Source organism: Bradyrhizobium erythrophlei (assembly GCF_900129505.1).
GTDB classification, from domain to species: Bacteria; Pseudomonadota; Alphaproteobacteria; order Rhizobiales; family Xanthobacteraceae; genus Bradyrhizobium; species Bradyrhizobium erythrophlei_D.
The window spans coordinates 6,635,019-6,659,801 of record NZ_LT670818.1; the positions used below are offsets into that span (position 1 = coordinate 6,635,019).

The 24,783-nt window shown below is 63.6% G+C and carries 21 protein-coding genes and 2 tRNA genes; 16 read left to right on the top strand and 7 right to left on the bottom strand.

Annotated features, from left to right (window positions below; translation table 11 throughout):
- The first annotated feature begins 17 nt into the window (after positions 1–17).
- From B5525_RS30825 to B5525_RS30840, 4 genes are all read left to right on the top strand, one after another.
- Positions 18–1,223 (top strand): amino acid ABC transporter permease, encoded by a 1,206-nt coding sequence (locus tag B5525_RS30825; protein WP_079569381.1) that lies wholly within the window; start codon positions 18–20, stop codon positions 1,221–1,223.
- Entirely contained in the window at positions 1,220–2,743 is a 1,524-nt protein-coding gene (locus B5525_RS30830; protein ID WP_079569383.1) for an amino acid ABC transporter permease, read from the top strand. The genes B5525_RS30825 and B5525_RS30830 overlap by 4 nt, the downstream gene beginning before the upstream one ends.
- Positions 2,744–2,753: 10 nt before the next feature.
- The gene (locus B5525_RS30835) at positions 2,754–3,494 is read left to right on the top strand and encodes an amino acid ABC transporter ATP-binding protein (RefSeq protein WP_079569384.1); all 741 of its coding nucleotides are present in this window, start codon (positions 2,754–2,756) and stop codon (positions 3,492–3,494) included.
- Positions 3,495–3,644: 150 nt separating this feature from the next.
- Complete coding sequence (locus tag B5525_RS30840) at positions 3,645–4,193, top strand: DUF805 domain-containing protein (RefSeq protein ID WP_079569385.1); 549 nt, start codon at positions 3,645–3,647, stop codon at positions 4,191–4,193.
- Between the two features lie 37 nt (positions 4,194–4,230).
- On the opposite strand, the gene B5525_RS30845 is transcribed toward B5525_RS30840, so the two are convergent.
- The 3 genes from B5525_RS30845 to B5525_RS47985 all read right to left on the bottom strand — a co-directional run bounded on the left by B5525_RS30845 (position 4,231) and on the right by B5525_RS47985 (position 6,849).
- A complete protein-coding gene (locus tag B5525_RS30845; RefSeq protein ID WP_079569387.1) occupies positions 4,231–5,274 on the bottom strand; it encodes a cysteine synthase A in 1,044 nt (347 codons plus the stop codon).
- A 98-nt stretch (positions 5,275–5,372) separates the two neighbouring features.
- Positions 5,373–6,602: an SAM-dependent methyltransferase gene (locus tag B5525_RS30850; RefSeq protein ID WP_079574014.1), complete on the bottom strand. Its 1,230-nt coding sequence runs from the start codon at positions 6,600–6,602 to the stop codon at positions 5,373–5,375.
- A gap of 73 nt (positions 6,603–6,675) precedes the next feature.
- Positions 6,676–6,849, bottom strand: a complete 174-nt coding sequence (locus tag B5525_RS47985; RefSeq protein ID WP_425305329.1) for a hypothetical protein — start codon at positions 6,847–6,849, stop codon at positions 6,676–6,678.
- 610 nt (positions 6,850–7,459) lie between these two features.
- Between B5525_RS47985 and B5525_RS30865 the strand changes: the two genes are divergently transcribed.
- The 7 genes from B5525_RS30865 to B5525_RS30895 all read left to right on the top strand — a co-directional run bounded on the left by B5525_RS30865 (position 7,460) and on the right by B5525_RS30895 (position 18,153).
- Positions 7,460–8,896: an efflux transporter outer membrane subunit gene (locus B5525_RS30865; RefSeq protein WP_425305330.1), complete on the top strand. Its 1,437-nt coding sequence runs from the start codon at positions 7,460–7,462 to the stop codon at positions 8,894–8,896.
- Entirely contained in the window at positions 8,886–10,277 is a 1,392-nt protein-coding gene (locus B5525_RS30870; protein WP_079569392.1) for an efflux RND transporter periplasmic adaptor subunit, read from the top strand. The genes B5525_RS30865 and B5525_RS30870 overlap by 11 nt, the downstream gene beginning before the upstream one ends.
- Before the next feature lie 52 nt (positions 10,278–10,329).
- Positions 10,330–13,464, top strand: coding sequence for an efflux RND transporter permease subunit (locus B5525_RS30875; protein ID WP_079569393.1), 3,135 nt, complete (start codon positions 10,330–10,332; stop codon positions 13,462–13,464).
- The gene (locus B5525_RS30880; protein WP_079569395.1) at positions 13,464–16,574 is read left to right on the top strand and encodes an efflux RND transporter permease subunit; all 3,111 of its coding nucleotides are present in this window, start codon (positions 13,464–13,466) and stop codon (positions 16,572–16,574) included. Before B5525_RS30875 ends, B5525_RS30880 begins: the two co-directional genes overlap by 1 nt.
- A gap of 37 nt (positions 16,575–16,611) precedes the next feature.
- The gene (locus tag B5525_RS30885) at positions 16,612–17,349 is read left to right on the top strand and encodes a tRNA-uridine aminocarboxypropyltransferase (protein ID WP_079569396.1); all 738 of its coding nucleotides are present in this window, start codon (positions 16,612–16,614) and stop codon (positions 17,347–17,349) included.
- Positions 17,350–17,475: 126 nt separating this feature from the next.
- Positions 17,476–17,549: transfer RNA gene (locus B5525_RS30890), tRNA-Cys, on the top strand.
- A 346-nt stretch (positions 17,550–17,895) separates the two neighbouring features.
- The gene (locus B5525_RS30895; RefSeq protein WP_079569398.1) at positions 17,896–18,153 is read left to right on the top strand and encodes a hypothetical protein; all 258 of its coding nucleotides are present in this window, start codon (positions 17,896–17,898) and stop codon (positions 18,151–18,153) included.
- Between the two features lie 73 nt (positions 18,154–18,226).
- Here B5525_RS30895 and B5525_RS30900 read toward each other — a convergent pair whose 3' ends face one another.
- Positions 18,227–18,406: a hypothetical protein gene (locus B5525_RS30900; RefSeq protein ID WP_079569400.1), complete on the bottom strand. Its 180-nt coding sequence runs from the start codon at positions 18,404–18,406 to the stop codon at positions 18,227–18,229.
- Between the two features lie 254 nt (positions 18,407–18,660).
- On the opposite strand from B5525_RS30900, the gene B5525_RS30905 reads away from it, so the two are divergent.
- Positions 18,661–18,897, top strand: coding sequence for a hypothetical protein (locus B5525_RS30905; protein WP_079569401.1), 237 nt, complete (start codon positions 18,661–18,663; stop codon positions 18,895–18,897).
- Between the two features lie 280 nt (positions 18,898–19,177).
- On the opposite strand, the gene B5525_RS44695 is transcribed toward B5525_RS30905, so the two are convergent.
- On the bottom strand, positions 19,178–19,486 hold the full coding sequence (locus B5525_RS44695; RefSeq protein ID WP_154073550.1) for a hypothetical protein: 309 nt from the start codon (positions 19,484–19,486) through the stop codon (positions 19,178–19,180).
- Positions 19,487–19,713: 227 nt separating this feature from the next.
- Between B5525_RS44695 and B5525_RS30915 the strand changes: the two genes are divergently transcribed.
- Positions 19,714–19,956, top strand: coding sequence for a hypothetical protein (locus B5525_RS30915; RefSeq protein WP_079569404.1), 243 nt, complete (start codon positions 19,714–19,716; stop codon positions 19,954–19,956).
- 62 nt (positions 19,957–20,018) lie between these two features.
- On the opposite strand, the gene B5525_RS30920 is transcribed toward B5525_RS30915, so the two are convergent.
- Both B5525_RS30920 and B5525_RS30925 read right to left on the bottom strand, forming a co-directional pair.
- Positions 20,019–20,312: a hypothetical protein gene (locus B5525_RS30920; protein ID WP_079569406.1), complete on the bottom strand. Its 294-nt coding sequence runs from the start codon at positions 20,310–20,312 to the stop codon at positions 20,019–20,021.
- A 181-nt stretch (positions 20,313–20,493) separates the two neighbouring features.
- Positions 20,494–20,568, bottom strand: a tRNA-Asn gene (locus tag B5525_RS30925).
- 621 nt (positions 20,569–21,189) lie between these two features.
- Between B5525_RS30925 and B5525_RS30935 the strand changes: the two genes are divergently transcribed.
- The 3 genes from B5525_RS30935 to B5525_RS30945 all read left to right on the top strand — a co-directional run bounded on the left by B5525_RS30935 (position 21,190) and on the right by B5525_RS30945 (position 24,734).
- The gene (locus B5525_RS30935) at positions 21,190–21,855 is read left to right on the top strand and encodes a protein-L-isoaspartate O-methyltransferase family protein (RefSeq protein ID WP_079569409.1); all 666 of its coding nucleotides are present in this window, start codon (positions 21,190–21,192) and stop codon (positions 21,853–21,855) included.
- A 216-nt stretch (positions 21,856–22,071) separates the two neighbouring features.
- Complete coding sequence (locus B5525_RS30940; RefSeq protein ID WP_079569410.1) at positions 22,072–23,493, top strand: TolC family outer membrane protein; 1,422 nt, start codon at positions 22,072–22,074, stop codon at positions 23,491–23,493.
- 473 nt (positions 23,494–23,966) lie between these two features.
- Complete coding sequence (locus B5525_RS30945; protein ID WP_079569412.1) at positions 23,967–24,734, top strand: PopZ family protein; 768 nt, start codon at positions 23,967–23,969, stop codon at positions 24,732–24,734.
- The last annotated feature ends 49 nt before the right edge of the window (positions 24,735–24,783 follow it).

The window sequence follows — 24,783 nt, forward strand, 5'->3', positions numbered from 1 at the left end:
GCCGGGCCGCCGCGGCGATGAGCATCGAGTCCCGACTACCGCCCTCGCAGTTTGCCGCTAGACTGCGGTACGCCGTCGGCGGCCGCGCGGGCTGGAGGGGGTTTGCCCTGCAGGTCGTGTTCGTCGCCGCCCTGGTCTGGATCGGCTACGAGATCGCCGCCAACGCCCGCGCCAATCTGGAGGCGCAGCGGATCACGTCGGGTTTCGGCTTTCTGGAGCACACGGCGGGTTTTGACGTCAGCCAGAACCTGATTCCGTATACGGGCTCCGACACCTATACCCGCGTGTTCTTCGTGGGTCTGCTCAACACGCTCCTGGTCTCGGTCATCGGCATCTTCTTTGCCACCCTGATCGGATTTCTCGTGGCATTGGGCCGGTTGTCGCCGAACTGGCTGTTGTCGCGGATTTCCGGGGGCTATGTCGAGGCGATCCGCAATGTGCCGCTGCTGTTCCAGATCCTGTTCTGGTATCTCGCCGTGCTCGGCGCGCTGCCGAACCCCCGGCAGAGCATCTCGCTGTTCGGCAGTTTCTTCCTCAGCAATCGCGGACTAGTCATTCCAAAGCCGATCGGCAATCCCGGCTTCGATCCCTTTGTAGTGGCGCTCCTGATCGCGATCGTCGCCGCCGTCGGGTTGTGGCGCTATGCGCGCCGGCAATTGTTTGACAGCGGCAGGGTGATCAGGGTCTGGCCCTATGTACTCGGTCTCCTGATCGGCTTGCCGCTTTTGTCCGCGCTGATCTTCGGCGCGCCGGTGACGTTTGAAGTGCCGGTTCTCAAAGGCTTCAATTTTTCCGGCGGCTCGCGCGTCATTCCGGAGTTCGTCGCGCTGACGCTGGCGCTGTCGACCTATACCGCGGCCTTCATCGCCGAGATCGTGCGCGCCGGCATTCTGTCGGTCCACAAGGGGCAGATGGAGGCCGGATCGTCGCTCGGCCTGCATCGGGGAGCGGTGCTGCGGCTGATCGTGATCCCGCAGGCGATGCGGGTGATCCTGCCCCCGCTCACCAATCAATATCTCAACCTGACCAAGAACTCGTCTCTGGCGGTGGGCATCGGCTATCCCGACCTGGTCTCGGTCTTTGCGGGCACCACGCTGAGCCAGACCGGGCAGGCGATCGAGATCATCGGCATCACCATGGGCGTCTATCTCCTGATCTCGCTGGTGACGAGCGCGATCATGAGTTTCTACGGTTGGCGGATCGGCCGGAGCATGGGCGGATGAGCGACATCACGGCATCCAATTTCGTCCGCGCGGCGCTCATTCCCGAGCGCACGGCGCCGATCAAGACCACCGGCTTTGTCGGCTTCCTGCGTACCCGGCTGTTCAATTCGCCGACCAACATCCTGCTCACGATCGTGAGCGCGCTGCTGCTGTGGTTCGTTGCGGTTCCCGCGCTGAGATTCCTGCTGGTTGACGCGGTCTGGAGCGGCACCGACCGCAACGCGTGCCTCACCGAAAATGCCGGACATCCGGTCGGCGCATGCTGGCCCTTCATCAAGGCGAAGTTCCCCCAGCTGATGTACGGCTTTTATCCGGAGCCGGAGCGTTGGCGGGTCAACTTGACGTATCTGCTTGCTGCAATCCTGTTGTTGCCGCTGTTGATTCCGCGGCTGCCCGCCAAGGGCCTCAACGCCGGGCTGTTTTTCTTCGCTTTTCCGGTTGTCGCGTTTTTCCTGCTGCATGGGGGCGGACTGCAGGGTTTCGGTATCAGCTGGACGGCTGGAATCCTGTCGGGCCTTGACGACAGCCTCGGTGATGCCGGCCGCCAGCTCGCCAATGCCGGCCAGAGCATCGCGGTCATCGGCCCGCTGTTGTGGGCGCTCGGCAAGCTGGTCGTCGTGCTCAGTACAGCCATCTCCTATCTGATTTGGCCGCTGACCTGGCTGCGCGACCAGATCGGGATGTCGGGTCAGCCGGTCTGGCTCGACTTTGCGCTGACCGCCGCCATCATCTCTGCCCTGGTATTCTGGCTGGTCGGCGGCACGCGGTCCGGCTGGCGTCCCCTGATCGACAGCCTCGCGGTTTTTGTCGGCGCCGGGCTTGTGATCGCGGTGATGGGACTGGACCGCGGCGGATTGCCCGTCGTCGATACGCGGCTGTGGGGCGGCCTCCTGGTAACGCTGGTGCTGTCCGTCACTGGCATCGTCGCATCGATGCCGGTCGGCATCGCACTCGCGCTCGGTCGGCGTTCGACGATTCCGCTGATCCGGATCTTCTCCATCATCTTCATCGAATTCTGGCGCGGCGTCCCGCTGATCACCGTGCTGTTTTTCGCAACCTACATGTTGCCGTTGTTCGTGCCGACCGGCTTCACCGTCGACGGGCTGATGCGCGCTTTGATTGGCATCGCGCTGTTCGCCGGCGCCTACCAGGCCGAGGTCATCCGCGGTGGCCTGCAGGCGATCCCGCGCGGGCAGGGCGAGGCAGCGAGCGCGCTCGGCCTGTCCTGGGGCAAGACGACGGCGCTGATCGTGATGCCGCAGGCGCTGCGCCACGTCATCCCCGGTCTCGTCAACAGCTTCATCGCGCTGTTCAAGGACACGTCGCTGGTACTGATCGTCGCCTTGTTCGATCTCCTGGGCCAATTGCGCGCCGCGTTCTCCGATCCGGTCTGGGCGACGCCAACGACGCTGTTTACCGGCTTCGCGTTCACTGGGATGATCTACTTCGTCTTCTGTTTTGGCATGTCGCGTTATTCGTTGTTCGTCGAGCATCGGCTGAACGCACATCGGCGCAATTGAGAAAATCACCATGACCGACAACTCAATCGTCAACATTAACAGCCTCAACAAATGGTACGGCGATTTTCACGTGCTGCGCGACATCAATCTCGATGTCGCCAAGAGCGAGCGCATCGTGATCTGCGGTCCGTCCGGCTCGGGCAAATCCACGCTGATCCGCTGCATCAATGCGCTGGAGGAGTTTCAGGAGGGCGAGATCGTCGTCGATGGGATCGATTTGGGGCCGAACTTGCGGCGGGTCGACGAGGTCCGGCGCGAGGTCGGCATGGTGTTCCAGAGTTTCAACCTTTTCCCGCATCTGACCGTGCTTGAAAACTGCACGCTGGCGCCGATCTGGGTGCGCAACATGCCGAAGAAGGATGCCGAAGCGGCCGCCATGAAATATCTGGAGCGGGTGAAGATCCCGCATCAGGCCAATAAATATCCGGGCCAGATGTCCGGGGGCCAGCAGCAGCGCGTCGCGATCGCCCGCGCGCTGACCATGAACCCGAAGGTCATGCTGTTCGACGAGCCTACTTCGGCGCTCGATCCCGAAATGGTCAAGGAAGTGCTCGACACCATGGTCGACCTCGCCAAGGAAGGCATGACCATGCTGGTCGTCACCCACGAAATGGGATTCGCCCGCGAAGTCGCCAACCGCATCGTCTTCATGGATGCCGGCCAGATCATCGAGTCGGACACGCCGGCGAACTTCTTCGCCAATCCGCAGCATGCGCGGACCAAGCTGTTCCTCAGCCAGATCCTGCGCTGACCTCATCGATTTTGCAGCGTGGATTCCGAATTCATTTGAATCCAATTTTAAATATTCTCGTAAACCATTGGAAACCATAGGCATTGAGTTCGGCCGCGTTCATCCAGCCGAAAGCAATATGTGCGCAACTGATCCGAAAAGGGTGCGCCAATGCTGGGTTTTCTGTTCGGTTTCTATGCCCGTCTCGGACGGCTGCATTATTTCCTGGCCACCATCGCGCTCGCGGTGGTGATGACCGCGATCTGTTTCAGCATTGCGACTTCTTATATTCAGTCCACCCCGCGCGGCATGGTCTCGCCCGAAAGCATGATGAAATCCTGGCCGATCATCGCCGCGATCGTGTTCTTCGGCGCGATGACCTTCACGCTGCAGTCGATGCGCATCCGGGATATCGGATGGGATCCGGTCTGCGTGATACCGGCGTGGATCGCGATCGTGATCATCGACAAGCTCATCGCCGGCAAGATCCCCGCTTGGTCGCTCGGGCAGGATCACAACGGCACCGTCGTCGGCGCGCTGGTCAATTTGGCGCTGGTGCTGGCGCTGACGTTCTGGCCTGGCGGCGACAATGAAAACCCGACCTTCGGCCATACCCCGCAACCGCCAGACCGGACGTCGTCGAGGAGTGGCGCCGGTCCGGTCACCGCCGACCGTATCGCGCGCGCGACCGGAGCGAATTTCGGCCGCCGGGCATTTTGAGGGATCCGGCTCGCATCGCTGACGCGGCTGGCTGCGCTCACACTTTCTCGAACGGCAGGTCGATCTTGCCGCGCTTCCTTTCGAGCCATGCCGGCACCGGCAGGTTCTTCGAGCGCATGAAGTCCGGATTGAACAGCTTCGACTGATAGCGATATCCGGAATCGCAAAGAATGGTCACGATGGTATGGCCCGGCCCGAGTTGCCTGGCCAGCCGGATCGCACCGGCGACATTGATGCCGGTGGAGCCGCCGAGGCAGAGACCTTCGTGTTCGAGCAGCTCATAGATGATCGAAACGGCTTCCTCGTCCGGAATGAGGAAGGCATCATCCACTTTCGCGGTTTCGATGACGGGCGTGACACGGCCAAGTCCGATGCCTTCGGTGATCGATCCGCCCGGCGTCGACTTGACCTGGCCGTGCTTGAACAGTTCGTACATCGCGTACCCGTGCGGATCGGCGCAGGCGGTGACGATGTCCTTGTTCTTTTCCTTCAGGTAGGCGCTGATGCCGGCCAGCGTGCCGCCGGTCCCGACTGAGCAGATGAAGCCGTCGACCTTGCCGTCGGTCTGCTGCCAGATTTCGGGTCCGGTCGATTCGTAATGCGCCTTGGGATTATCAAGGTTGTTCCACTGATCGGCGAACAGGACGCCGTTCGGCTCGGTCTTGCGCAGCTCCTCGGCGAGCCTCTTGCCGACATGCTGGTAATTGTTCGGATTTGAAAACGGCAGCGCCGGCACTTCGATCAGCTCGGCGCCGCACAGCCGCAGCGTGTCTTTCTTTTCCTGGCTCTGCGTTTCCGGGATCAGGATCAAGGTCCGGTAACCGCGCGCGTTCGCCACGACCGCAAGGCCGATACCGGTATTGCCCGCGGTCGCTTCGACCACCAGGCCGCCGGGCTTGAGATCGCCGCGCTTCTCGGCTTCGAGGATCATCCATTTGCCGGCGCGGTCCTTGACCGACTGGCCGGGATTCATGAATTCGGCCTTGCCAAGAATATTGCAGCCGGTGGCTTCGGAAGCCCGCACCAGCCTGATGAGCGGCGTGTTGCCGATCGCTTCGACGACGTCGTTGTTGAATCTCATGTCCGGAAAAATGCCAGTCCGTTGCCAAATCTGGCAACGACCCTAGAGCGCGTTGGTTCAAAGTGGAAGCCGGTTCTGTGGTGATTTCCGCAGTGCAGCTATTTCGACTTCGCGAACACCACCTGGCGCACGTCGATGTTTCCCGACAGGAAGCCGGCCTCGCAATAAGCGAGGTAGTATTCCCACAGTCGCCGGAACCGGTCGTCAAAGCCTGATGGCGTCAGGTTCGGCCAGGCCGCGCGGAAATTACTTCGCCAGATCGCGAGGGTCTTGGCATAATCTTGCCCAAAAATGCGTTCGCGGATGACGGGAACGCCGAACCGCTCGCCGAGCGATTTCAGCACCTGCGGCGAGGGCAGCATGCCGCCGGGAAATACATAGCGCTGGATGAAATCGACCTCGCGGCGATAGGTATGGAACAGGCTGTCCTGGATGGTGATGGCCTGGATGCCGGCCAGCCCGCCGGGCAACAGCCGGTCGCGCAGCTGCGAGAAATATTTCGGCCAGAACTGCTCGCCGACCGCCTCGATCATCTCGATCGAGGCGATCCGGTCGTAACGGTCGCGCTCGTCGCGATAATCCCGCAGGCGGATCTCGACCTGCTCGGAGAGGCCGGCCTTTTGAATTCGGGCCTGCGCGAAATCGCGCTGCTCCTTGCTGATCGTGAGCCCGACCACCTTGGCGCCAAACGTCTTGGCGGCATATTCCGCAAAGCCGCCCCAGCCGCAGCCGATCTCCAACAGCTTCTGGCCGGGCTGCAGATCGATCGCTTCGGCGAGCCTGTGGTATTTGTTGTTCTGCGCGGCCGCGAGATCGGGAGTGTGATCCTCGAACAGGGCCGAGGAGTAGGTCATGCTTGGATCGAGCCATGCCGAGTAGAATGCGTTGCCGATGTCGTAATGGGCATAGATGTTGCGTCGCGCCTGGCGCCTGGTGTTGCGGTTGAACCAGTGCCGGACGATCTGGACGAAGCGTATCAGCGGCTTGTCGCCGAGCATCGCCTGGATCAGGTCGTGATTGACGCAGAACAGATAGAGGAACTGGGTCAGGTCGGGCGTATCCCATTCCCCGTTCAGATAGGCCTCGGCGATGCCGATGTCGCCGCCGTTCAGAAGCCGCGAGGCGAAGCCGAAATGGTAGAGCGTCATGGCCGCGGACGGGCCGGGCTCCAGGCCGCCCAGCCTGATGATGCGGCCGTCGGGCAGCGTCACCTCGAGCGTGCCGCGCCGCAGCCGCGAGCCGAAACCGAGCGCCAGCCGGACCATGCGCGGCAGATCGGAAAGCACCGTCTCCACATTGTCGGGGGTTACAGAGATCAACGCAGGCATGTACAGACCCATCGAGTGATATGGCTCTGCGTCCGAGTTTGGCGCGTGGGCTGATTTAACCCGGATCCGCCGCTCAATGGACCAGAGCGCTGTCCGGCTTCCTCCTGGCCGCCGCAGGCAATACAGCTCCAGTATAGTCATTGCGTTTGCCTGCCGCCAAGATGGTATTCGCGGCGGCGGCAGCAGGACGGTTAACCAGCCGCGCGCCCTTGAGCCACAGCCGCAGGGCTTCCCAATGGATCGCCACGACGATCTTGAAGGTGACGAGCGGCAGCGCGCTTTTCCTGATAGGCGTTGATATCGCCAGAGGTGTTAAGGATGAGCCGTCGCGTGCGCCGTGATCGCTTCGTCGAAGCTGTAGAGCGCCGCCCGGTTGACGCCGAACAGCGCCGACTGCCGGTCCGCCGCGTCCAGCCGGTCGAGATCGATCAAACAGGCTCATGACGCGATAGCTGAAGCGGCGGCTCATCGGCTCGAGGCTGACGTGCATCGCCTCGCCGCGGCCCGAAGCCACATGAAATGTTGGTAAGCTTGCTGCGTCCCGGGACTGCCTTAATTTGCGAAAAGCCCGATGGAATGCGGATAAGTCTGCGGTTCCTGATGCCGGACGACATCCTCAACGCAGGGGACAGCGCGTGGCACAGGCCTGTCCGCGCCATGATCGCCCGGCTAGAATACCGGACAGGTTCCCAAAGGAAGCATCACCCCGTGGACGCACGGCAACCAGCCGCCCACCAGCATTATCGGCGAATCGGTCTGGCGGTTGTCGCTATGCCGCGCGCCGGGCATAGGCCCGGCGGAGGGCTGACGTGAGCCAGGGATTGCCGAATCTTGCCGCCGCGCGCCTGCCCGCAGCCATTCGTGGTCTCGGTCGGCCGGCGGCATTGCTTGCGGCGCTTTGTATCGTGGCGAGCTCAGTGGGCTGTGTGCTGACCCAGGACGTGCCCGATCCGGCCCTCGACATTCCCAACACCTACGAGGCCGCGCGACCGCACGATGCCGACGCGCCGCCGACGCTGGATTGGTGGCGCGGCTTCCGTTCGCGGGAAATGACCGACCTGATGGAGGAAGCCCAGACGGTCAATCTGGACATCGCCGCGGCCGTGGCGCGCTTCAAGCAGGCCGATGCGCAGGCGCGCATCGCGGGCGCGGCGCTGCTGCCGAGCCTGAGCGGCTCCGGTTCGGAGGCCTATTCCCGTACCTCGGGCTCGAGCGCCAGCGGATTGAGCATTGGCGGACGTGAGGTGGTCAACTATTCGGCCTCGCTCAGCGCCAGCTACCAGCTCGATTTCTGGGGCCAGAACCGCGATGCGTTGCAGGCGGCGGAGGAAACCGCGATCGGCAGCCGCTTCGATCGCGACGTGGTGGCGTTGACGACGCTGACCAGCGTCGCGACCGCCTATTTCCAGGTGCTGGCCTCGCAGGACCGCATTCGCACCGCCGAGCAAAATATCGCCAGCGCGACACGCGTCCTCGATGCGATCAAGCAGCGGTTCAAATCCGGAACAGGGACCGACCTCGACGTTGCGCAACAGGAAGCCGTTCTCGGCAATCAGAAGGCCGCCGTGCCGCCGCTGCGGCAAACCCTGGACCAGAACATCAACGCGCTGGCGCTATTGGTATCGCGGCCGCGGGAAAGCGTGCGCGTCACCGGTGGTTCGATGAAACAGATTGCCTTGCCGCGCGTCACGCCGGGCCTGCCGTCCGAACTGTTGACGCAGCGGCCGGATATCCGGCGCCAGGAAGCGCAGCTCGCATCCGCCACCGCCAATGTCGGCAGCGCCCGCGCGCAGTTCTTTCCCACGATCCAGCTCACCGGGCAGGGCGGGTACCAGAGTTCGGCGCTGGTATCGCTGTTCCAGCCGCACGCCACGTTCTTCAGCCTGGTCGGCGGCCTGACCCAGCCGATCTTTGATGGCGGCAAGATCCTCGGCAATTTTGAGTTCAACCAGGCCAAGCAGGATGAGTTGCTGCAGACTTACCGCAAGACGGTGATTTCGGCATTTACCGATGTCGACAACGCGCTCTATTCGATCAAGGAAACCACGGTGAAACTGCAGCTGCAGCGCGAGGTGGTGGCGGCCTCGCGGCGGGCCTTTCAATTGTCCGAGCAGCAGCTTCGGGCCGGGACCGCTGACATCGTAACTGTGCTAAATACGCAGGTGACGCTGTTTCAGGCGGAGGATGTGCTGTGGCAGGCGCAGCTTGCCCAGCTATTGGCGTTCGTAAGCCTCTACCAGGCGCTGGGGGGCGGCTGGGAGCCGAAGATGGAGAAACCGGTCAATGCTCTTTAAGCCGGATTTGAACGAGACCGCGAAGGCGGGGCGCGACGGCGTCGTCCGCGTTGCTTCGCGCGCGCGCCGCCGCATCGTTTCGATTACGATCACGCTGTTGATCCTCGGCGGCCTCGGCTACATCGCCTGGACCTCACTGCAGCAGAAGCAGGCCGCCGACCGCAACGCGCGTCCTGATCTCCCGGTGCCGGTGCTGGCGGCAACGCCGCAGATCAAGGATGTGCCGGTCTATCTCGACGGCGTCGGCGCGGTGCGCGCGCTCAACACCGTGACCGTGCGCTCCCAGGTCGACGGCAAACTGATCGCCGTCAATTTTGTCGAAGGCCAGGACGTCAAGAAGGGCGACGTGGTCGGCGAGATCGATCCCGTCATCTACAAGGCGCAGTATGATCAGGCCGTCGCCAAGAAGGCCCAGGATGAGGCGCAGCTTGCCAACCAGCGCCTCGATCTGATCCGCTATCAGCAATTGGCCGCTTCCAATGCCGGCTCCAAGCAGCAATACGATACCCAAAAGGCCGTCATCGCCCAGCAGGAAGCGCTGGTGAATTCCGATCAGGCGGCGATCGACAACGCGGCGGCGACGCTCGGCTATACCAAGATCATCGCGCCCTTGTCGGGCCGGACCGGGCTGCGGCAGGTCGACCAGGGCAACATCATCCACGCCGCCGATATCACCGGGCTCGTCATCATCACCCAGCTGCAGCCGATCGCGGTGCAGTTCAGCCTGCCGCAGCAGCAGATCGTGCGGGTCAATGCGGCCTCCGGCAAAGGCGAACTGGCAGTCGACGTGTTCGGCAATGACGGCACGACGGTGGTCGATACCGGCGCGCTGAAAGGCATCGACAACCAGGTCGATCCGACCACCGGTACGCTGAAACTGAAGGCCGAATTTCCCAACACCAATTTCCAGCTATGGCCCGGGCAATTCGTCAATGTGCGGCTCAAGGTCGATACGCTTTCGAAGGCCATCGTGGTGCCGACCTCGGCGGTACAGCGCGGCCCGGCGGGCACGTTCAGCTACATCATCGGCGACGGCGACATCGTCACGGCAAAACCGGTCGTGGTGACGCAGCAGAACGAGACCGAAGCGGTGATCGCCAGCGGCGTCTCGCCTTCCGATCGCGTGGTGACGACGGGCTTTGCCAATCTCTCCGATGGCGCCAAGGTCATCGTCGGCAAGGACGAGCAGACGCCGACCGCCGATCTGGCGCCGCGCAAGAAGCGCGGCAGCAGGGACGTCCAGGCGAAAGACGGCCAAGCCAAAGACGGTCAGGCCAAGGACGGCCAGGGCGAGCGCCGCGGCAAGAAAGGCGGCAGCGGCGAGGGCGGAGCCGCGCAGGGAGGCGAGCAGTCGGGCGGCGCAGCGAAGTCGCAGCCATGACCCCAACCATCGTGATCTGATGTCCGACTTCGCAAGCATGAGCGCGTGAGCCATGAGCGTCTCTGAACCGTTCATTCGCCGGCCGATTGCGACCTCGCTGTTGGGGGTAGCGCTCTTGATCGGCGGCGTGCTCGGCTACTGGGCGCTGCCGGTGTCGGCGCTGCCGCAGGTCGATTTCCCGACCGTGCAGGTGACGACCCAGTTGCCCGGCGCCAGTCCCGATGTAATCGCCTCCCTGATCACCGCGCCGCTGGAGCGTCAGCTCGGGCAGATTCCCTCGCTGTCGTCGATGCAGTCGACCAGTTCGTTCGGCGTCAGCCAGATTTCGCTGCAATTCGATCTCAACCGCGACATCGACGGCGCCACTCAGGATGTGCAGGCCGCGATCAACGCCGCCGCCGGCGTGCTGCCCAAAACCCTGCCGTATCCGCCGACCTATGCCAAGGTGAACCCGGCAGACGCCCCGGTTCTGACGCTGGCGCTGCGCTCGGACACGGTGTCGCTGCGCACCATGAGCGATCTCGCCGACACCATTTTGGCGCAACGGTTGAGCCAGATTTCCGGGGTAGGGCGCGTGTCGGTGCTGGGCGGCTTGAAGCCGGCGGTGCGGGTGCAGGCGGATCTGGCGCGGCTCGCCGCCTACGGCATCGCGATGGAGGATCTGCGCAACGCGATCGCGGGCGCCAACGTCTCCGGGCCGAAGGGATCGCTCGACGGCCCGCAACAGGCCTACACCATTGCCGCCAACGATCAGATCGCGGTGGCCGACGCCTACAAGCCGATCATCATCGCCTACCGCAACGGCTCTCCGGTCACCATCGGCGACGTCGCCATCATCGTCGACGGGCTGGAGAACGATCGTACCGGCGGCTGGTACCAGGGCACGCCGGCCGTCATCATCGACATCCAGCGGCAGCCCGGCGCCAACGTGATCGACGTGGTCAGCCAGATCGGCGCGGAAATCCCGAAACTGCAGCGCGCGATCCCCGCCGGCGTGAACCTGACCGTGGTCAGCGACCGGACCGTGACCATCCGCGCCTCCGTGCATGACGTGCAGTTCACACTGGTTCTCAGCGTCGTGCTGGTGACCCTCGTGGTACTTCTGTTCCTGCGTTCGCTGCGCGCGACCCTGATCGCCGGCGTTGCGCTGCCGCTGTCGCTGATCACCTCTTTCGGCGTCATGTATTTTTCCGGCTTCAGCCTCGACAACCTGTCGCTGATGGCGCTGACGATCGGCACCGGCTTCGTGGTCGACGACGCCATCGTGATGATCGAGAACATCGTCCGCCACATGGAGAACGGCGAATCCGGGATGGAAGCCTCGCTGCGCGGCGCCCGCGAAATCGGCTTCACCGTGATTTCGCTGACGGTGTCGCTGATCGCGGTGTTCATCCCGCTGTTGTTCATGTCGGGACTGGTCGGCCGCATGTTCCGCGAATTCGCGCTGACGCTGACGATCGCGGTCGTGACCTCGGCGATCGTGTCGCTGACCCTGACGCCGATGATGTGCTCGCGGCTGCTCAAGCACGCCGGCGAGGAGATGGCGGTACCGGGGCTCGCCGCGGTCAACCGATTCATCGACCGCATGGTCGATTTCTATCATCGCACGCTGTTGTGGGTGCTGCAGCACCAGCGCGCGACGCTGGTGGTCACCTTCGCCACGCTGGCTGCGACCCTGATCCTGTATGTGGTGGCGCCCAAGGGTTTTCTGCCGCTGCAGGATACGGCTTCCATCACCGCGGTAACCGAGGTCGGCGCCGACGTTTCCTTTGCCGAAATGCAGAGCCGGCAGACCCAGGCCGCGGACGCGATCAAGGCCGATCCCGATGTGACCGGGGTCGTTTCCGTGATCGGGGCGGGCTCGGTCAATCCGACCACCAATGTCGGCCGGCTGGTGATGACGCTGAAACCGCGCGGCGAGCGGCGCGATGACGTGTCCGTGGTGGTCGCGCGCCTGAAGGAACGGGTCGCGTCGATCCCGGGCATGACGATCTATTTCCAGCCGGTGCAGGATGTGCAGATTTCGACGCAATCCAGCCGGTCGCAATATCAGTACACGCTGACCGGAACGAACGCGGCACTGGTGGCGGAGTGGGGCAACAAACTGGTTGCCGAGCTGCGCCGCGATCCCCTGTTCCGCGACGTCTCGTCGGAAGCCCAGGAGGGCGGCTTGCGCGCCTCGCTCGACATCAACCGCCAGCGCGCCGGCCAGCTCGGCGTCAGCCTGCAGGGGGTGACCGACACCCTGAACGACGCCTTCGCGCAACGGCAGATTTCGACCATCTACGGGCAGGCCAACCAGTACCGGGTGGTGCTGGAAGCTCTGCCGATGTATCAGCGCGATCCCTCGATCCTGTCAAAACTCTATCTGCCCGGCGCGCTCGGCGCGCAGGTGCCGCTGTCGGCGGTGGCGACCCTGACGCGCACCACCGCGCCGCTGGCGATTTCGCACCAGGCGCAGTTCCCGGCCGTTTCGCTCAGCTTCAATCTGGCGCCGGGCGCAGCGCTCGGCGACGCCGTCGATGCCGTCAAATCGATCGAAACGCGCATCGGCATGCCCGGCAGCATCGTCGGCAACTATGCCGGCGACGCCGCCGAATTCTCGAAATCGCTGGCCGGGCAACCATGGCTGATCCTGGCCGCGCTCGTCACCATCTACATCGTGCTCGGTGTGCTCTATGAGAGCTACATCCATCCCATCACCATTCTCTCGACGCTGCCCTCGGCCGGCGTCGGCGCCATCCTGGCGCTGATGCTGTTCGGACAGGACCTGTCGGTGATCGGCCTGATCGGCATCATCCTGTTGATGGGCATCGTCAAGAAGAACGCGATCATGATGATCGACTTCGCGCTGGAGGCGGAGCGGCATCAGGGCATGTCGGCGATGGACGCGATCGTGCAGGCCTGCCTGTTGCGCTTCCGCCCGATCATGATGACGACGCTGGCCGCTTTGTTCGGCGCGCTGCCTCTGGCGGTGGAAAGCGGCACCGGCGCCGAGCTGCGGTTTCCGCTGGGTATCTCGATCATCGGCGGACTGTTGCTGAGCCAGTTGCTGACGCTCTACACGACGCCCGTGATCTACCTCGCGCTCGACCGGATCAACCGCTCAATCGAGAAGGCGGTGCCGCCGGTAGGCCCCGAACTGCCATCGCCGCCGGTCGCGGGAGCCACCGAGGGGATGCAGTAATGGCCTCGGTGTCGATCTCGGAGCCGTTCATCCGCCGCCCGGTCGGCACCACGCTGCTGGCGATCGGACTGTTCCTGATCGGGGTGGTGGCCTACCAGTTTCTTCCGGTGGCCCCGGTCCCCAATGTCGATTTTCCCTCGATCCGGGTCAACGCCACGCGTCCGGGCGCCGATCCCTCGGTGATGGCGTCGACCGTCGCCGCCCCGCTGGAACGGCGGCTCGGCCAAATCGCGGGCATCGACCAGATCACCTCGACCAGCGGGCTCGGCAGCACCAGCATCCAGCTGCAGTTTGCGATCGGCCGCGATATCGACCGTGCGGCGCGCGACGTGCAGGCCGCGATCAACGCCTCGCTGGCCGACCTGCCGACGGACTTGCCGACCCTGCCGAACTTCCGCAAGGCCAATACAGCGGCGGCGCCGGTATTCGTGCTGGCGCTGACGTCGAAGACGATCCCGTCCAGCGCGCTCTACGACGTCGCCGACACAGTGATCGCGCAGCGTATTTCGCAGGTGCCCGGCGTCGGCGAAGTCACCGTCAGCGGCGCCGATCAGCCCGCGGTCCGCATCGCGCTCAACCCGGTCGCGCTTTCCAATGCCGGAATTGCCACTGACGACGTCAGGCTCGCGATCATCAACGCCAACCCGCTGGGCCCGGTCGGCATCTTCAATGGAGGCCGCCAGAGCGAGACGTTGTCGATCAACAAGCAGATGCGATCGGCGGCGGAATTCCGAGATGTCCTGATCAAGAGCTCGAACGGCAATTTCGTGCGGCTCGGCGATGTCGCCGAGGTCGAGGATTCCGTGCGCAATACCCGTTCGATCGCCTGGTTCAACAAGCAGCCGGCGGTGCTGATCCAGATCACCAAGCAGGGCGACGCCAATGTCATCGATACGGTTGACCGTGTCCGGGCGCTGCTCCCGGAACTGAAGAAATGGATTCCGGGTGGGGTGGACATTTCGACCCTGGTCGATCGCACCACCACCATCCGCGCCAGCGTCCGGGACATGCAGTTTACGCTGCTGGCGACCGCGATCCTCGTCATGGTGGTGGTGTTCGTGTTCCTGCGCCGGGTCACGCCGACGATCGCGGCCGGGGTCTCGGTGCCGCTGGCGCTGGCTGGCACTTGCGCCGGCATGTGGCTTGCCGGGTTCTCGATCGACAATCTGTCGCTGATGGCGCTGGCGATCTCGGTCGGCTTCGTGGTCGACGACGCCATCGTCATGATCGAGAACATGTACCGCAACCTCGAACATGGCATGCGGCCCTACCAGGCGGCGCTCGAAGGCGCCAAGCAGATCGGTTTCACAGTGCTGTCGATCAGCCTGTCGCTGATCGCGGCCTTCACGCCGCTGATCTTCATGGACGGCATCGTCGGCCGGCTGCTGCGGGAATTTTCCCTCACCCTGACCTTCGCCATCGTGGTCTCCACCGTGGTGTCGCTGACGATCACGCCGATGATTTGCGCCCATTACATCAAGGAGGCGACCTCCCACAACGCCACCTGGTTCGACCGCGTTGTCGAAGGCAGCCTGTCGCGGATCGTGACGTTCTACACGCGCACGCTGCGCGTGGTGCTGGGTTTTCCATTTTTGACGCTGCTGGTGTTCTTCGCCACCATCGCGTTGACGGTCACGCTCTACATCAAGACCCCGAAGGGATATTTCCCGATCGACGATTCCGGCTTCGTGTTCGGGGCGACGCGGGCATCGGCAGATATCTCGTTCCAGTCGATGCTCGGGCTGCAGCAGCAACTCGCCGACATCGTGATCGCCGATCCAGCGGTCGCGGGCATCGGTTCGATACTAGGCACCGGCGGCCCCGGCGGCGGGGGCTCCAATCGGGGGATCATCCTCATCAGCCTCAAGCCGCCCGAGGAGCGGGGCGGATTGACCACCCTCCAGGTCATCGATCGGTTGCGCAAAAGTCTCTACCGGGTGGCGGGCATCCGCTTGTTCCTATTCGCGGTGCAGGATGTGCGCGCCGGCGGACGTCCGACCGATTCCGGTGACTACCAATACTCGCTGTTGAGCACCGATCTCGACCTGTTGCAGAAGTGGGCGCCTATCGTCGCCAAGCGAATGGAAACGGTCGACGGCATTACCGATGTTTCCAGCGACCGCGACCCCGGAGGCTTGCAATTAACGCTGTCGATCGATCGGCAAAAGGCCTCGAGCCTTGGCGTCCGCGTCCAGGACATCGACAACGCGCTCAACAACGCGTTTTCGCAGCGGCAGATTTCGATCGTCTACACCCAGCGCAACCAGTACATGGTCGTGCTGGAGATCGATCCAAGATTCCAGAGCGATCCCGCCAACCTCGAACGCATATTTATCGCCGGGGCCAACGGTGCGCAGGTGCCGTTGTCCACTGTTGTTCACTACCAGCGCGATCTGTCGCCCCTTGCGGTGTTTCATTCGCAATCGGTTCCGTCCTCGACAATGTCATTTAATCTGTTGCCTGATGTGCCGCTCTCGGTCGCCACTGCCAATATCCAGCGCGCGGTGGACGAATTGCACATGCCGGAGGGCATTCGCGGCAGCTTCGACGGCAACGCCGGCGATTTCAACAAATCGAGCGGGCATATGCCCTTACTGATCCTCGGAGCGCTGGTGGCGATGTATATCGTGCTGGGGGTGCTCTACGAGAGCCTCGCCCATCCCCTGACCATCATTTCAACCCTGCCATCGGCCGGGCTGGGGGCGTTGCTGGCGCTGCAGGTCACCAACACGCCGCTGACGGTGATCGCCTTTGTCGGCATCATCCTCTTGATCGGGATCGTCAAGAAGAACGGCATCATGATGGTCGACTTCGCGCTCGACGCCGAACGCAACCGCGGCCTGTCCTCGGCGGACGCCATTTTCGAGGCCTGCAGCGCCCGGTTCCGCCCGATCCTGATGACGACCATGGCGGCGCTGTTCGCAGGGGTCCCGCTGGTGATCGCCACCGGTCCCGGCACCGAACTGCGCCGGCCGCTCGGCATCACCATCATCGGCGGTCTGTTGGTCTCGCAGATCTTGACGCTGTACACGACGCCGGTGATCTATCTGCTGATCGACCGGATGCGGCGGCGGCCACAGCTTGCCGCGATCGCCGCACCCGCAGAATAGCTTTGAACCGCAGGCTCGCGCGGCGTATAGCGGGCACATGTCAAAATCATCCGAGCTAGAGGCAGGCGCCGCCGTCGCGGAGGCGATCCCGGACTGTCCGCGCTGCCATAAGCCGTTGCCGTTGTGCATCTGCGACAGCATCACGCCGATCGAGAACCGCATCTCGCTTCTGATCCTGCAGCATCCGCAGGAGCAGGACCGGGCGCTGGGCACGGCGCGGCTGACCGCCCTGCATTTCAGGGACGCGGTGGTCAAGATCGGGTTGTCGTGGCCGAGCCTGTCCAAGGCGCTGGGGCGGCCGGTCGCCGATCCCTCGCGCTGGGCGGTGCTCTATCTCGGCTCGGCCAAGGTCGCTGATCTCGACACCGACAGCGAGATCGTCGCCATCAACCGCAAGGGTGAAGCCGAGGATCATCAGCGCGCCATCCTGAAGGAGATCGAGGGCATCGTGCTGCTCGACGGCACCTGGAGCCAGGCCAAGGCGCTGTGGTGGCGCAATGCGTGGATGCTGAAATGCCAGCGCGTCATCCTCGGGCCGAAGCATCCGTCGCGCTATGGAAAACTGCGCCGCGAACCGCGCCGCGACGGCCTGTCGACCGTCGAGTCGGCTGCGATGCTGCTCTCGGCGCTGGAGAGGCGGCCGGATATCGCCGATACCCTCAACGCAAGTTTCGAACGGATGCTGGCGAAATACCGCGTGGCGCAGGTCGAGCTGCCGGAACTTGCGCCCAAGCCGCGGCCAAAGCGTGATTACCGCAGGCGCAAGCGGGGCTGATCTGGATCGGGCCGCCTCGTCGAATTGATGCTTCCGATCCAGCCGTTTCGGATTTTCAAATCGAGGCGCAAAGGGGTGAGGGCGGTTGCCTAAGGCGGTGATGCCTAGTAATGATCCGCCCCAAGGGGCCACGTGGCGGAGTGGTTACGCAACGGTCTGCAAAACCGTGTACACCAGTTCAATTCTGGTCGTGGCCTCCAACTCCACCTCATTGACTTCACAGTATTATTTTATTCCCCGCGGGTTCCCATAGGCGGGCTTGCCGTCGCCGGAGCGTGCGGCTGCCGCGGGATCGTTTTTCAACCTCGGGCGTTAGCGGACCGCCAAACCGGGGGCCGCGATGATCGAGTTGTTTGAAGTTACTGTTGTGATTTGCACACCGGTTGGATCATCGTGTCGGCGATCATACGGTGGCAGCAGCGGTGATCGGAATGGGTGCCTTGGGAGTGCGGCCGACGTTGATGCAGTCCGTGACGCGCGCGCTTGCCTTGGTCTTGACGGTTTGCACCCGTAGTTGGCGGCATTGTCTGGACGTGGGGATCGCCTATGCCAAGAAAGGGAATCACCGGGCACGACGGCTGGGTCATCACCGAAGCCCTGGCAACCGCGCTGGTCGCGCTGGAGCAGCTTCCGCCGAAACACCAGCCGCAGACGCATATGGAAGATATCAGGAAGCTGTTGGCGGCAGGCTCAGCGCCCGCGAGCGTCAACCTGCATCTGGCGCAGGCCAAGTGCCGGTTATTCCCCGAGATTGACCCTGAGGCGATCTATCTCGAATACGGGCTCGGCGACGGGCAGGGCTGAGAGCGGCCCGCTACAATCCAACCAATGACTTGGGTTGACGTTCGGTGAGCCCGGGAGAGGCTCCGAGCCCCGATCAGCAGGAGGCGTACCAGCCCTCTGGAAACGGAATCAGCGGCCAGGCCTGCCGGTTGTCGTTGGCGGCCTCCTGCGGCTCATCATGCACAGGCAGCTTAGCCAAGAAGTGTTCCTGCGGCGCGGGTTCGATCGCCATTTGTACGGCCTCCAGCAATCGGTCGTATTCAGCTTCGCTCATCGCGGCCTCCGGTTCTCCGAAGGCGCAAGGTCTCAAAACTCTTCTGTTTCCGGGTTGAATGGATCGCTCAAATTTTACCGATCGAGCGATCGCGGCCAGGTTGGTTACTGAAGTGTTGATCCCCTGCGAAGATGTAGACCGGCCTGGCGCGGCCAAATGTGAGAAAAATCACATTTGGCCGACAATCTTTACGCTACTTGCCAGCATGACGCCGGCGCCGTCGTGGCGCCGGCACTCCGCAAGGGGATGCTGTCATGACGGTAAGGTTTCCCGGAGTTTCCGCTGGCGCCGGCCGCGCCCATCTTGCCGCGGCGTTCGGTCTGTTGCTTGTGCAGTTCGCCGCCGGTTCGGCGTCCGCGGATATCGCCACGCCGGAACAGAAGCGGGCCTGCACACCCGACGCCTATCGCCTTTGCGCGGGCGAAATCCCCAACGTGCGGGCGATCACCAGCTGCCTGCGGCGGCGGAAGGCCCGCCTCAGCGACGCCTGAAGGCGATGTTCGAGCAGTGACGATTCGCTTCGATGCCCCGGCCGCTGCACCGTAATCGCCCGGAGTATGAGCCGATTCGAAACTCGACTATGGATTTCCCGCGCTCGCGCCAAGACGCGCGCTCCCGTTTCCAGCCCTGCGGGGGCGGACTGGTCACGAGGCCCGGACTCCTAGGCACGCCGGGCCTCGTGTTCTTCCGGAACGGAAAACCCCGGCCTTGAGGCCGGGGTTTTTTGCTTCCGCCCGTCGCGTGGCGGCGGGTTTTGCTGCCGTCCAACTCCTATCGTCCGCCCGGAGGCGGGGTCAGCGTCGATCCGCTGGGCGAGGGGTTGATCAGACTATTGCCGGACGGGTTCAAGTTACTGTTCGCCCCGCCTGTTGCGCTGCCGGCTCCCGTTGTCATTCCATTATTCAGGCCGCCGCCGGTTGTCGTTCCCGGCGAAGTTCCCATGGTCGTTCCGTTCATGGACGAGCCGGTCGTGGTTCCACCCGCGGCCGCGCCGCCCGCAGAGCCGGTGCCGGTTTGGGCGAAAGCAGCACCGCTTGAAAGGGCGAGCAGAGCCGCCAGCCCGATGCTGGTCAGTTTCATGATAATCTTCCTCTTGCTGTGAAAGGGAAGAACCGAAGGCGCCGGAATACGTTCCGGTTCGCGCGCATCAACTGAACGTGGTTCGCCAGATCCGGAACCGCTTCGCTGGCGTTCACGAATTGGTGCGCGGCGCGGCCTCGTTTACGTTCGGTTATCCCTGTCGGCGCCGTATCGGGAACGCCAGTCGCGACGGTGCGTTTTCTTCGCTCCGGAGACGGAGCGGTCCGATGGATGAATTTGCAAAAATCGACAGGGCGCTCGACGAACTTCTGGTCAACCTCGGAGCCATGGTGCTCCGGCTGTCGAGTCCGGAAGTCTCAAAAACCGTTGAAGAGCGCAATGCCCTCGCGCGATCCGTCAATCAGTATGCGGCCTGCGCACGCCGCTCGACCGATCCACGCGTGCAGCGGCTGAATGATGACCTTGCGGAAACGCTGCGGCCCCGGCTGCGGATCGTCTCCAGCAGCTAGCCTTGCGTATCGGCCCCCAGGCCGAGGATAGCGGTTTGCCGGTGCGGTGTTGCTGGTTCTGATCAGCAGCTCCGACAGATCGACCCGATTGATTTGTCGACCTTGGCTTCTTCGCGGTCGATGGCAGGATTGGTGCCGAGCGGTGGTCCTTTCTGCGGGCTGCCAATGCCGCTGGACGAGAGCGCCGTACCCAACGAGTTGGTTCCGGGAGCGGCAGGGCTCGTGCCGGAGGCGCCACCGGTGACGGGGATGCCTCCAGACGAATGGTGCGAACCCATGCCACCGCCCCGGGCAAACGCCGCCGGGATCGAAAGGCCGACGCAAAGGGAGACGCAGAGGACCGAAAGGGTTTTCATGCCGAAACTCCCTCTGACACGCGCGTTAACGCAACCATTTGAGATGGGTTCGGCGCTAAATCGAATTGTACGCGTGCAGGCTTTCACGATTTGGCGGGCTGTGGAATGAGCTGGCCCAAGCGGCCGGTCGGCCGGCGGCATGACAGCTCGATCAATTATTCAGGCGAGGATCTGATTGAATTGGCTCCCCGGGCTGGATTCGAACCAGCGACCATTCGATTAACAGTCGAATGCTCTACCGCTGAGCTACCGAGGAATAGGGCGAAAACCGTGTTCGCACGCGGCAGCGTATAACAAAGCCGTTACGGCTTGCAAAGGACGAAATATCCGCCTCCGGCGCGACATCAAGAGGGCGGGGGAACTGCCTGCGCCACAAGGGTTTGTTACCCCTGACGGCCGAACCGGACCTTTGCCTCGGCGCCGCTCGGGGCGCACCAGCAGCCCCGCCGCAGCGTCAAGGTGGCGCCAAAAAGTCGCATTCCGCGACGAATACTGATACCGCCGGGTTTCACCACGGAAGTGATTCGATGCGAAACTCTCAGACCGATTATACAAGGCGGACGCCTTCGATCGTCCCAAGCGAGATACCCGCTGGGAAATCCGCGATGAGCGACGACGAATGCGTGATGCGGCTTAAGAAAGCCGTCGAGGAGCATGATTCGGCGGATCTGGACGAGGTCGCAAGGCTGATCGCACGGCTCGCGGTGACGATCGAATAGGCCCGTATTTGCGAACGGCAGGCAGCTTTGCAGGGTAGCGGATTGCAGCCTTTGCCGCCGCGATCGGCGTTGCGTTTTGGCGAAGTTTGTACCAGAGATGACGCGGTTCTTAACGCTTTCCCGCGGGCGATGTCCGCAACTCACCCCAGGGTCCGCCAATGTCCGGTTTTGCGACCGCGCGCCAGAAAATGGTCGATGGCCAGGTGCGCCCCAACGACGTCACCGATGTCCGAATTCTCGATGCCATGCTGGCGGTGCCGCGCGAGGCCTTCGTGCCGCCAAACCAGCGCGCGCTGGCTTATCTCGACCTCGATCTGGACGTTAGCGAAGGCGGCGCCGCCAGGCGCGTCCTGATCAAGCCGCAGGTGCTGGCGAAGATGCTGCAGGCCGCCAAGATCAAGCAAACCGACAAGGTCCTGGTGGCGGGTTCGGCCGCCGGATATGCGGCGGCCGTGGTGGCGCGACTCGCGGGGCAGGTGGTGGCGACCGAAAGCGACCCGGCCCAGGTGGCCAAGGCCAACGATGTGCTGGCCCAGCTCGGGCTCGCCAACGTCACATTCAAGGCCGCCGCCGTCGCCGACGGGGATCCGGCGGACGCGCCATTCGACGTGATCGTTCTCGACGGTGCCACGGAGGTGACGCCGGAGCGGCTGTACGGGCAGCTTCGGAACGGCGGCCGGCTGGTCGGGGTTTTCGCCACGACCAAGCCGCCGCGGGCCATGATCGTGACACACTCCCACGGCGATTTCGGGAACCGGGTGCTTTTCGACGCGTCGGTTCCAGTCCTGCCCGGCCTGGAACGGCTCCCGGCGTTCGTTTTCTAGCCGGTTCCAGCCTGTCGCCGCTGTTAAAATCCCGTTCTGAATCAGAAGTGTGGCCCGGATGCTGCACGTGCAGAGTTTCCACCTGCTTTCGCCGGGCCGGGGTTCCGTCGCGCTCGCGCCGGGCATAAGGTGTGGACGGAATACTGACTCGAAGTGAAGCGATAAGCCGATTCGGGTGCACTCGGATTGGCGAAGGTCATGATTGGATTACTTGGGATGCGTGGGGCGAAGTTGGTTACCGGAGCCGCGGCTGCGGTCCTGCTGATGGCATATATGGGCCCGATGCCCGCTCTGGCCGATACGATCGAGGCCGCGCTGGTGCGCGCCTATCAGAGCAACCCGCAGCTCAACGCGCAGCGCGCCCAGGTTCGGTCCACCGACGAGAACGTGCCGCAGGCTTTGTCGGGATATCGCCCCAAGGTCGCTGTCACCGCCAGTGCCGGCTATCAATATACCGACACCCTCCTCAACTCGCCCGGCACCAATCCTGTAACCTTGGGTCCCAACGTCCTCTCAACCATCAACCACGGCACCAATGCTCCGCGCAGCGCCGGCCTCACGGTCTCGCAGACCGTCTACAACGGGCAGCAGACCGCCAACAAGACCCGCGCCGCGGAGAGCCAGGTCTCCGGCGCGCGCGAAGGCTTGCGGGTGCTTGAACAGAGCGTTCTGCTGTCGGCCGCGACGATCTATATGGACTACTTGCGCGACGCGGCCATTGTCGAGGTTCAGAAGAGCAACGTGCGTGTGCTCGAACAGACGCTGAAGCAGACCCGCGACCGATTCAATGTCGGCGAAGTGACGCGCACCGACGTCGCCCAATCGGAGGCGCAACTCGCCGCCGGCAATACCCAGCTCCTGGCCGCGCAAGCAACGCTGACGACGACGAAGGCGAATTTCCGCCGCATCATCGGCAACGAGCCGGAGGCGCTGGCGCCGGGTTCGCCGGTCGATCGCTTCCTGCCGGGAACGCTGCCCGGCGCGGTCGAACTCAGCCTGATCGAGAATCCGAACGTCACCGCGGCGATGTTCGGCATCGACGTCAATTATCTGACGGTCAAGGTCAACGAAGGCGCGCTGCTGCCCACGGTAAGCTTTCAGGCCTCGGTGCAGCAATCCTATGAACAGACCCTGACGATCTTCCGGTCGTTCGGCGCTTCCGCCATCGCGCAGGTTTCGGTGCCGGTGTATCAGGGCGGCGCCGAATATGCGCTGATCCGCCAGTCCAAGGAAAACCTGGCGCAGCAGCGCCTCGTTCTCGAGCAGACCCGCGACCAGACCCGCGCCAACACGGTGACGGCATGGGGCCAGCTGGTGGCCGGCAAGGCGCAGGTCGCTTCTGCCCAGGCCCAGGTGACGGCGTCCGAGATCGCGCTCAACGGCGTCCGGGAAGAGGCCAAGGCCGGCCAGCGCACCACACTCGACGTGTTGAACGCCCAGCAGGCGCTGGTCAACGCGCGCGTCGCGCTGGTCACCGCGCAGCACGATCGCGTTGTCGCGTCCTATGCCGTCTTGAACGCGGTGGGACGGCTGTCGCCGCAGGTGCTCAATCTGTCCACCGTTGTCTATGATCCGAGCGTGCATTATCAGCAGGTTCGCGACAGCTGGATCGGCGTCCGCACGCCGGACGGCCGCTGATCGCCTGAGTGGTCGGCGCTTGCGTCGAGACTGCGGTCGCGCTCACGCAGGTTCGATCGGCGAAACCCAAGCACGGTTTTTACGTCCGCGTCGCGCTCTCGTTCCTGAAGCGCGCGCGAGGTCGCGTCGATGGATCGCGCACACGCGAGAACCCTTTGGCGCGAAGGCGCGCACTTCTCGCTAACGGCAAGCTTTGGCGGTCCGTGTCTCCAGCGTTGCTTGCAATCAAATGTTGCCGTGACATACCTTTGCCTCAGGCAACAGAGCGATTCGCGCCGCATCCGGCGTCCTTGGCCGTGACGCTTCGGTGCCCTGAGCAGGAGCGGGATGCCGCACGTATGTCGTGCGGTGTTTGATCTGGGGACAAGTCAGGCTTGTGTGATGAAAATCCCGGCCTGCATATCCGGAACCGGCAAATCCCGTCGGGCTTGGTGTAAAACGCATGCGAGGGCGTTGATGATGTGGAGTCGGAAATGACGCAGCCCGCAAAGGCCCAAGAACCCTCGATGGAGGAGATTCTGGCGTCGATCCGTCGCATCATTGCCGACGACGAAGCCAAGCCGCCGGCTGCCGAAAAACCCGCCAGCGCGGCGGCCCCGGCCAAGCCGGAGAAACCTGTGGCGGCCCCAGCGGCCAAAGCCCCCGCAATGAATGTTCCTCCGACGGCCATTCCTGCGCCGCAAGCGGCCGTCGCCAGGGCAGCGCCGCCGCCCGCCAAGCCTGCGCCACCCCCTCCTGCGCCGCCGCCCGCGCCGGCTGTAAGCAACAGCCAGGATGACATCGACGCACTTCTGAACGGCCTCGATGAGACGACCACTGCGGAGGAGATACGGCCGGCAGCGCCCGAGGCCGACGTGTTCGAACTTACCGACGATATGGCGGTGGCCGAGCCCGAGCCGCCGCAGCCGTCATTTCGGAAGGTCGAACCGCCGGACGATCTCGAATTCGCGGAATCGGCGGCTGCGCGCGCGCTGCACCGGCAGCCCGCCTTCGAACCGCCACCGCTGGAAAGCAGTCCGCCGGCCCGGCCGATCCTGTCGCACTCGACCGTGTCGGCGGTCGAATCCGCGTTCAACTCGCTTGCCCATACCGTGCTCAGCAACAATGCACGGACGCTGGAAGATCTGGTCAAGGAAATGCTGCGGCCGATGCTGAAATCCTGGCTCGACGATAATCTGCCCGGCCTGGTGGAGCGGATCGTCAAGGCGGAAATCGAGCGGGTTTCGCGCGGGCGCCAATAGGCCGTTCGCCGCAAGGCTTCAAAGCCTCGATTCAGCCACTACATCCGGG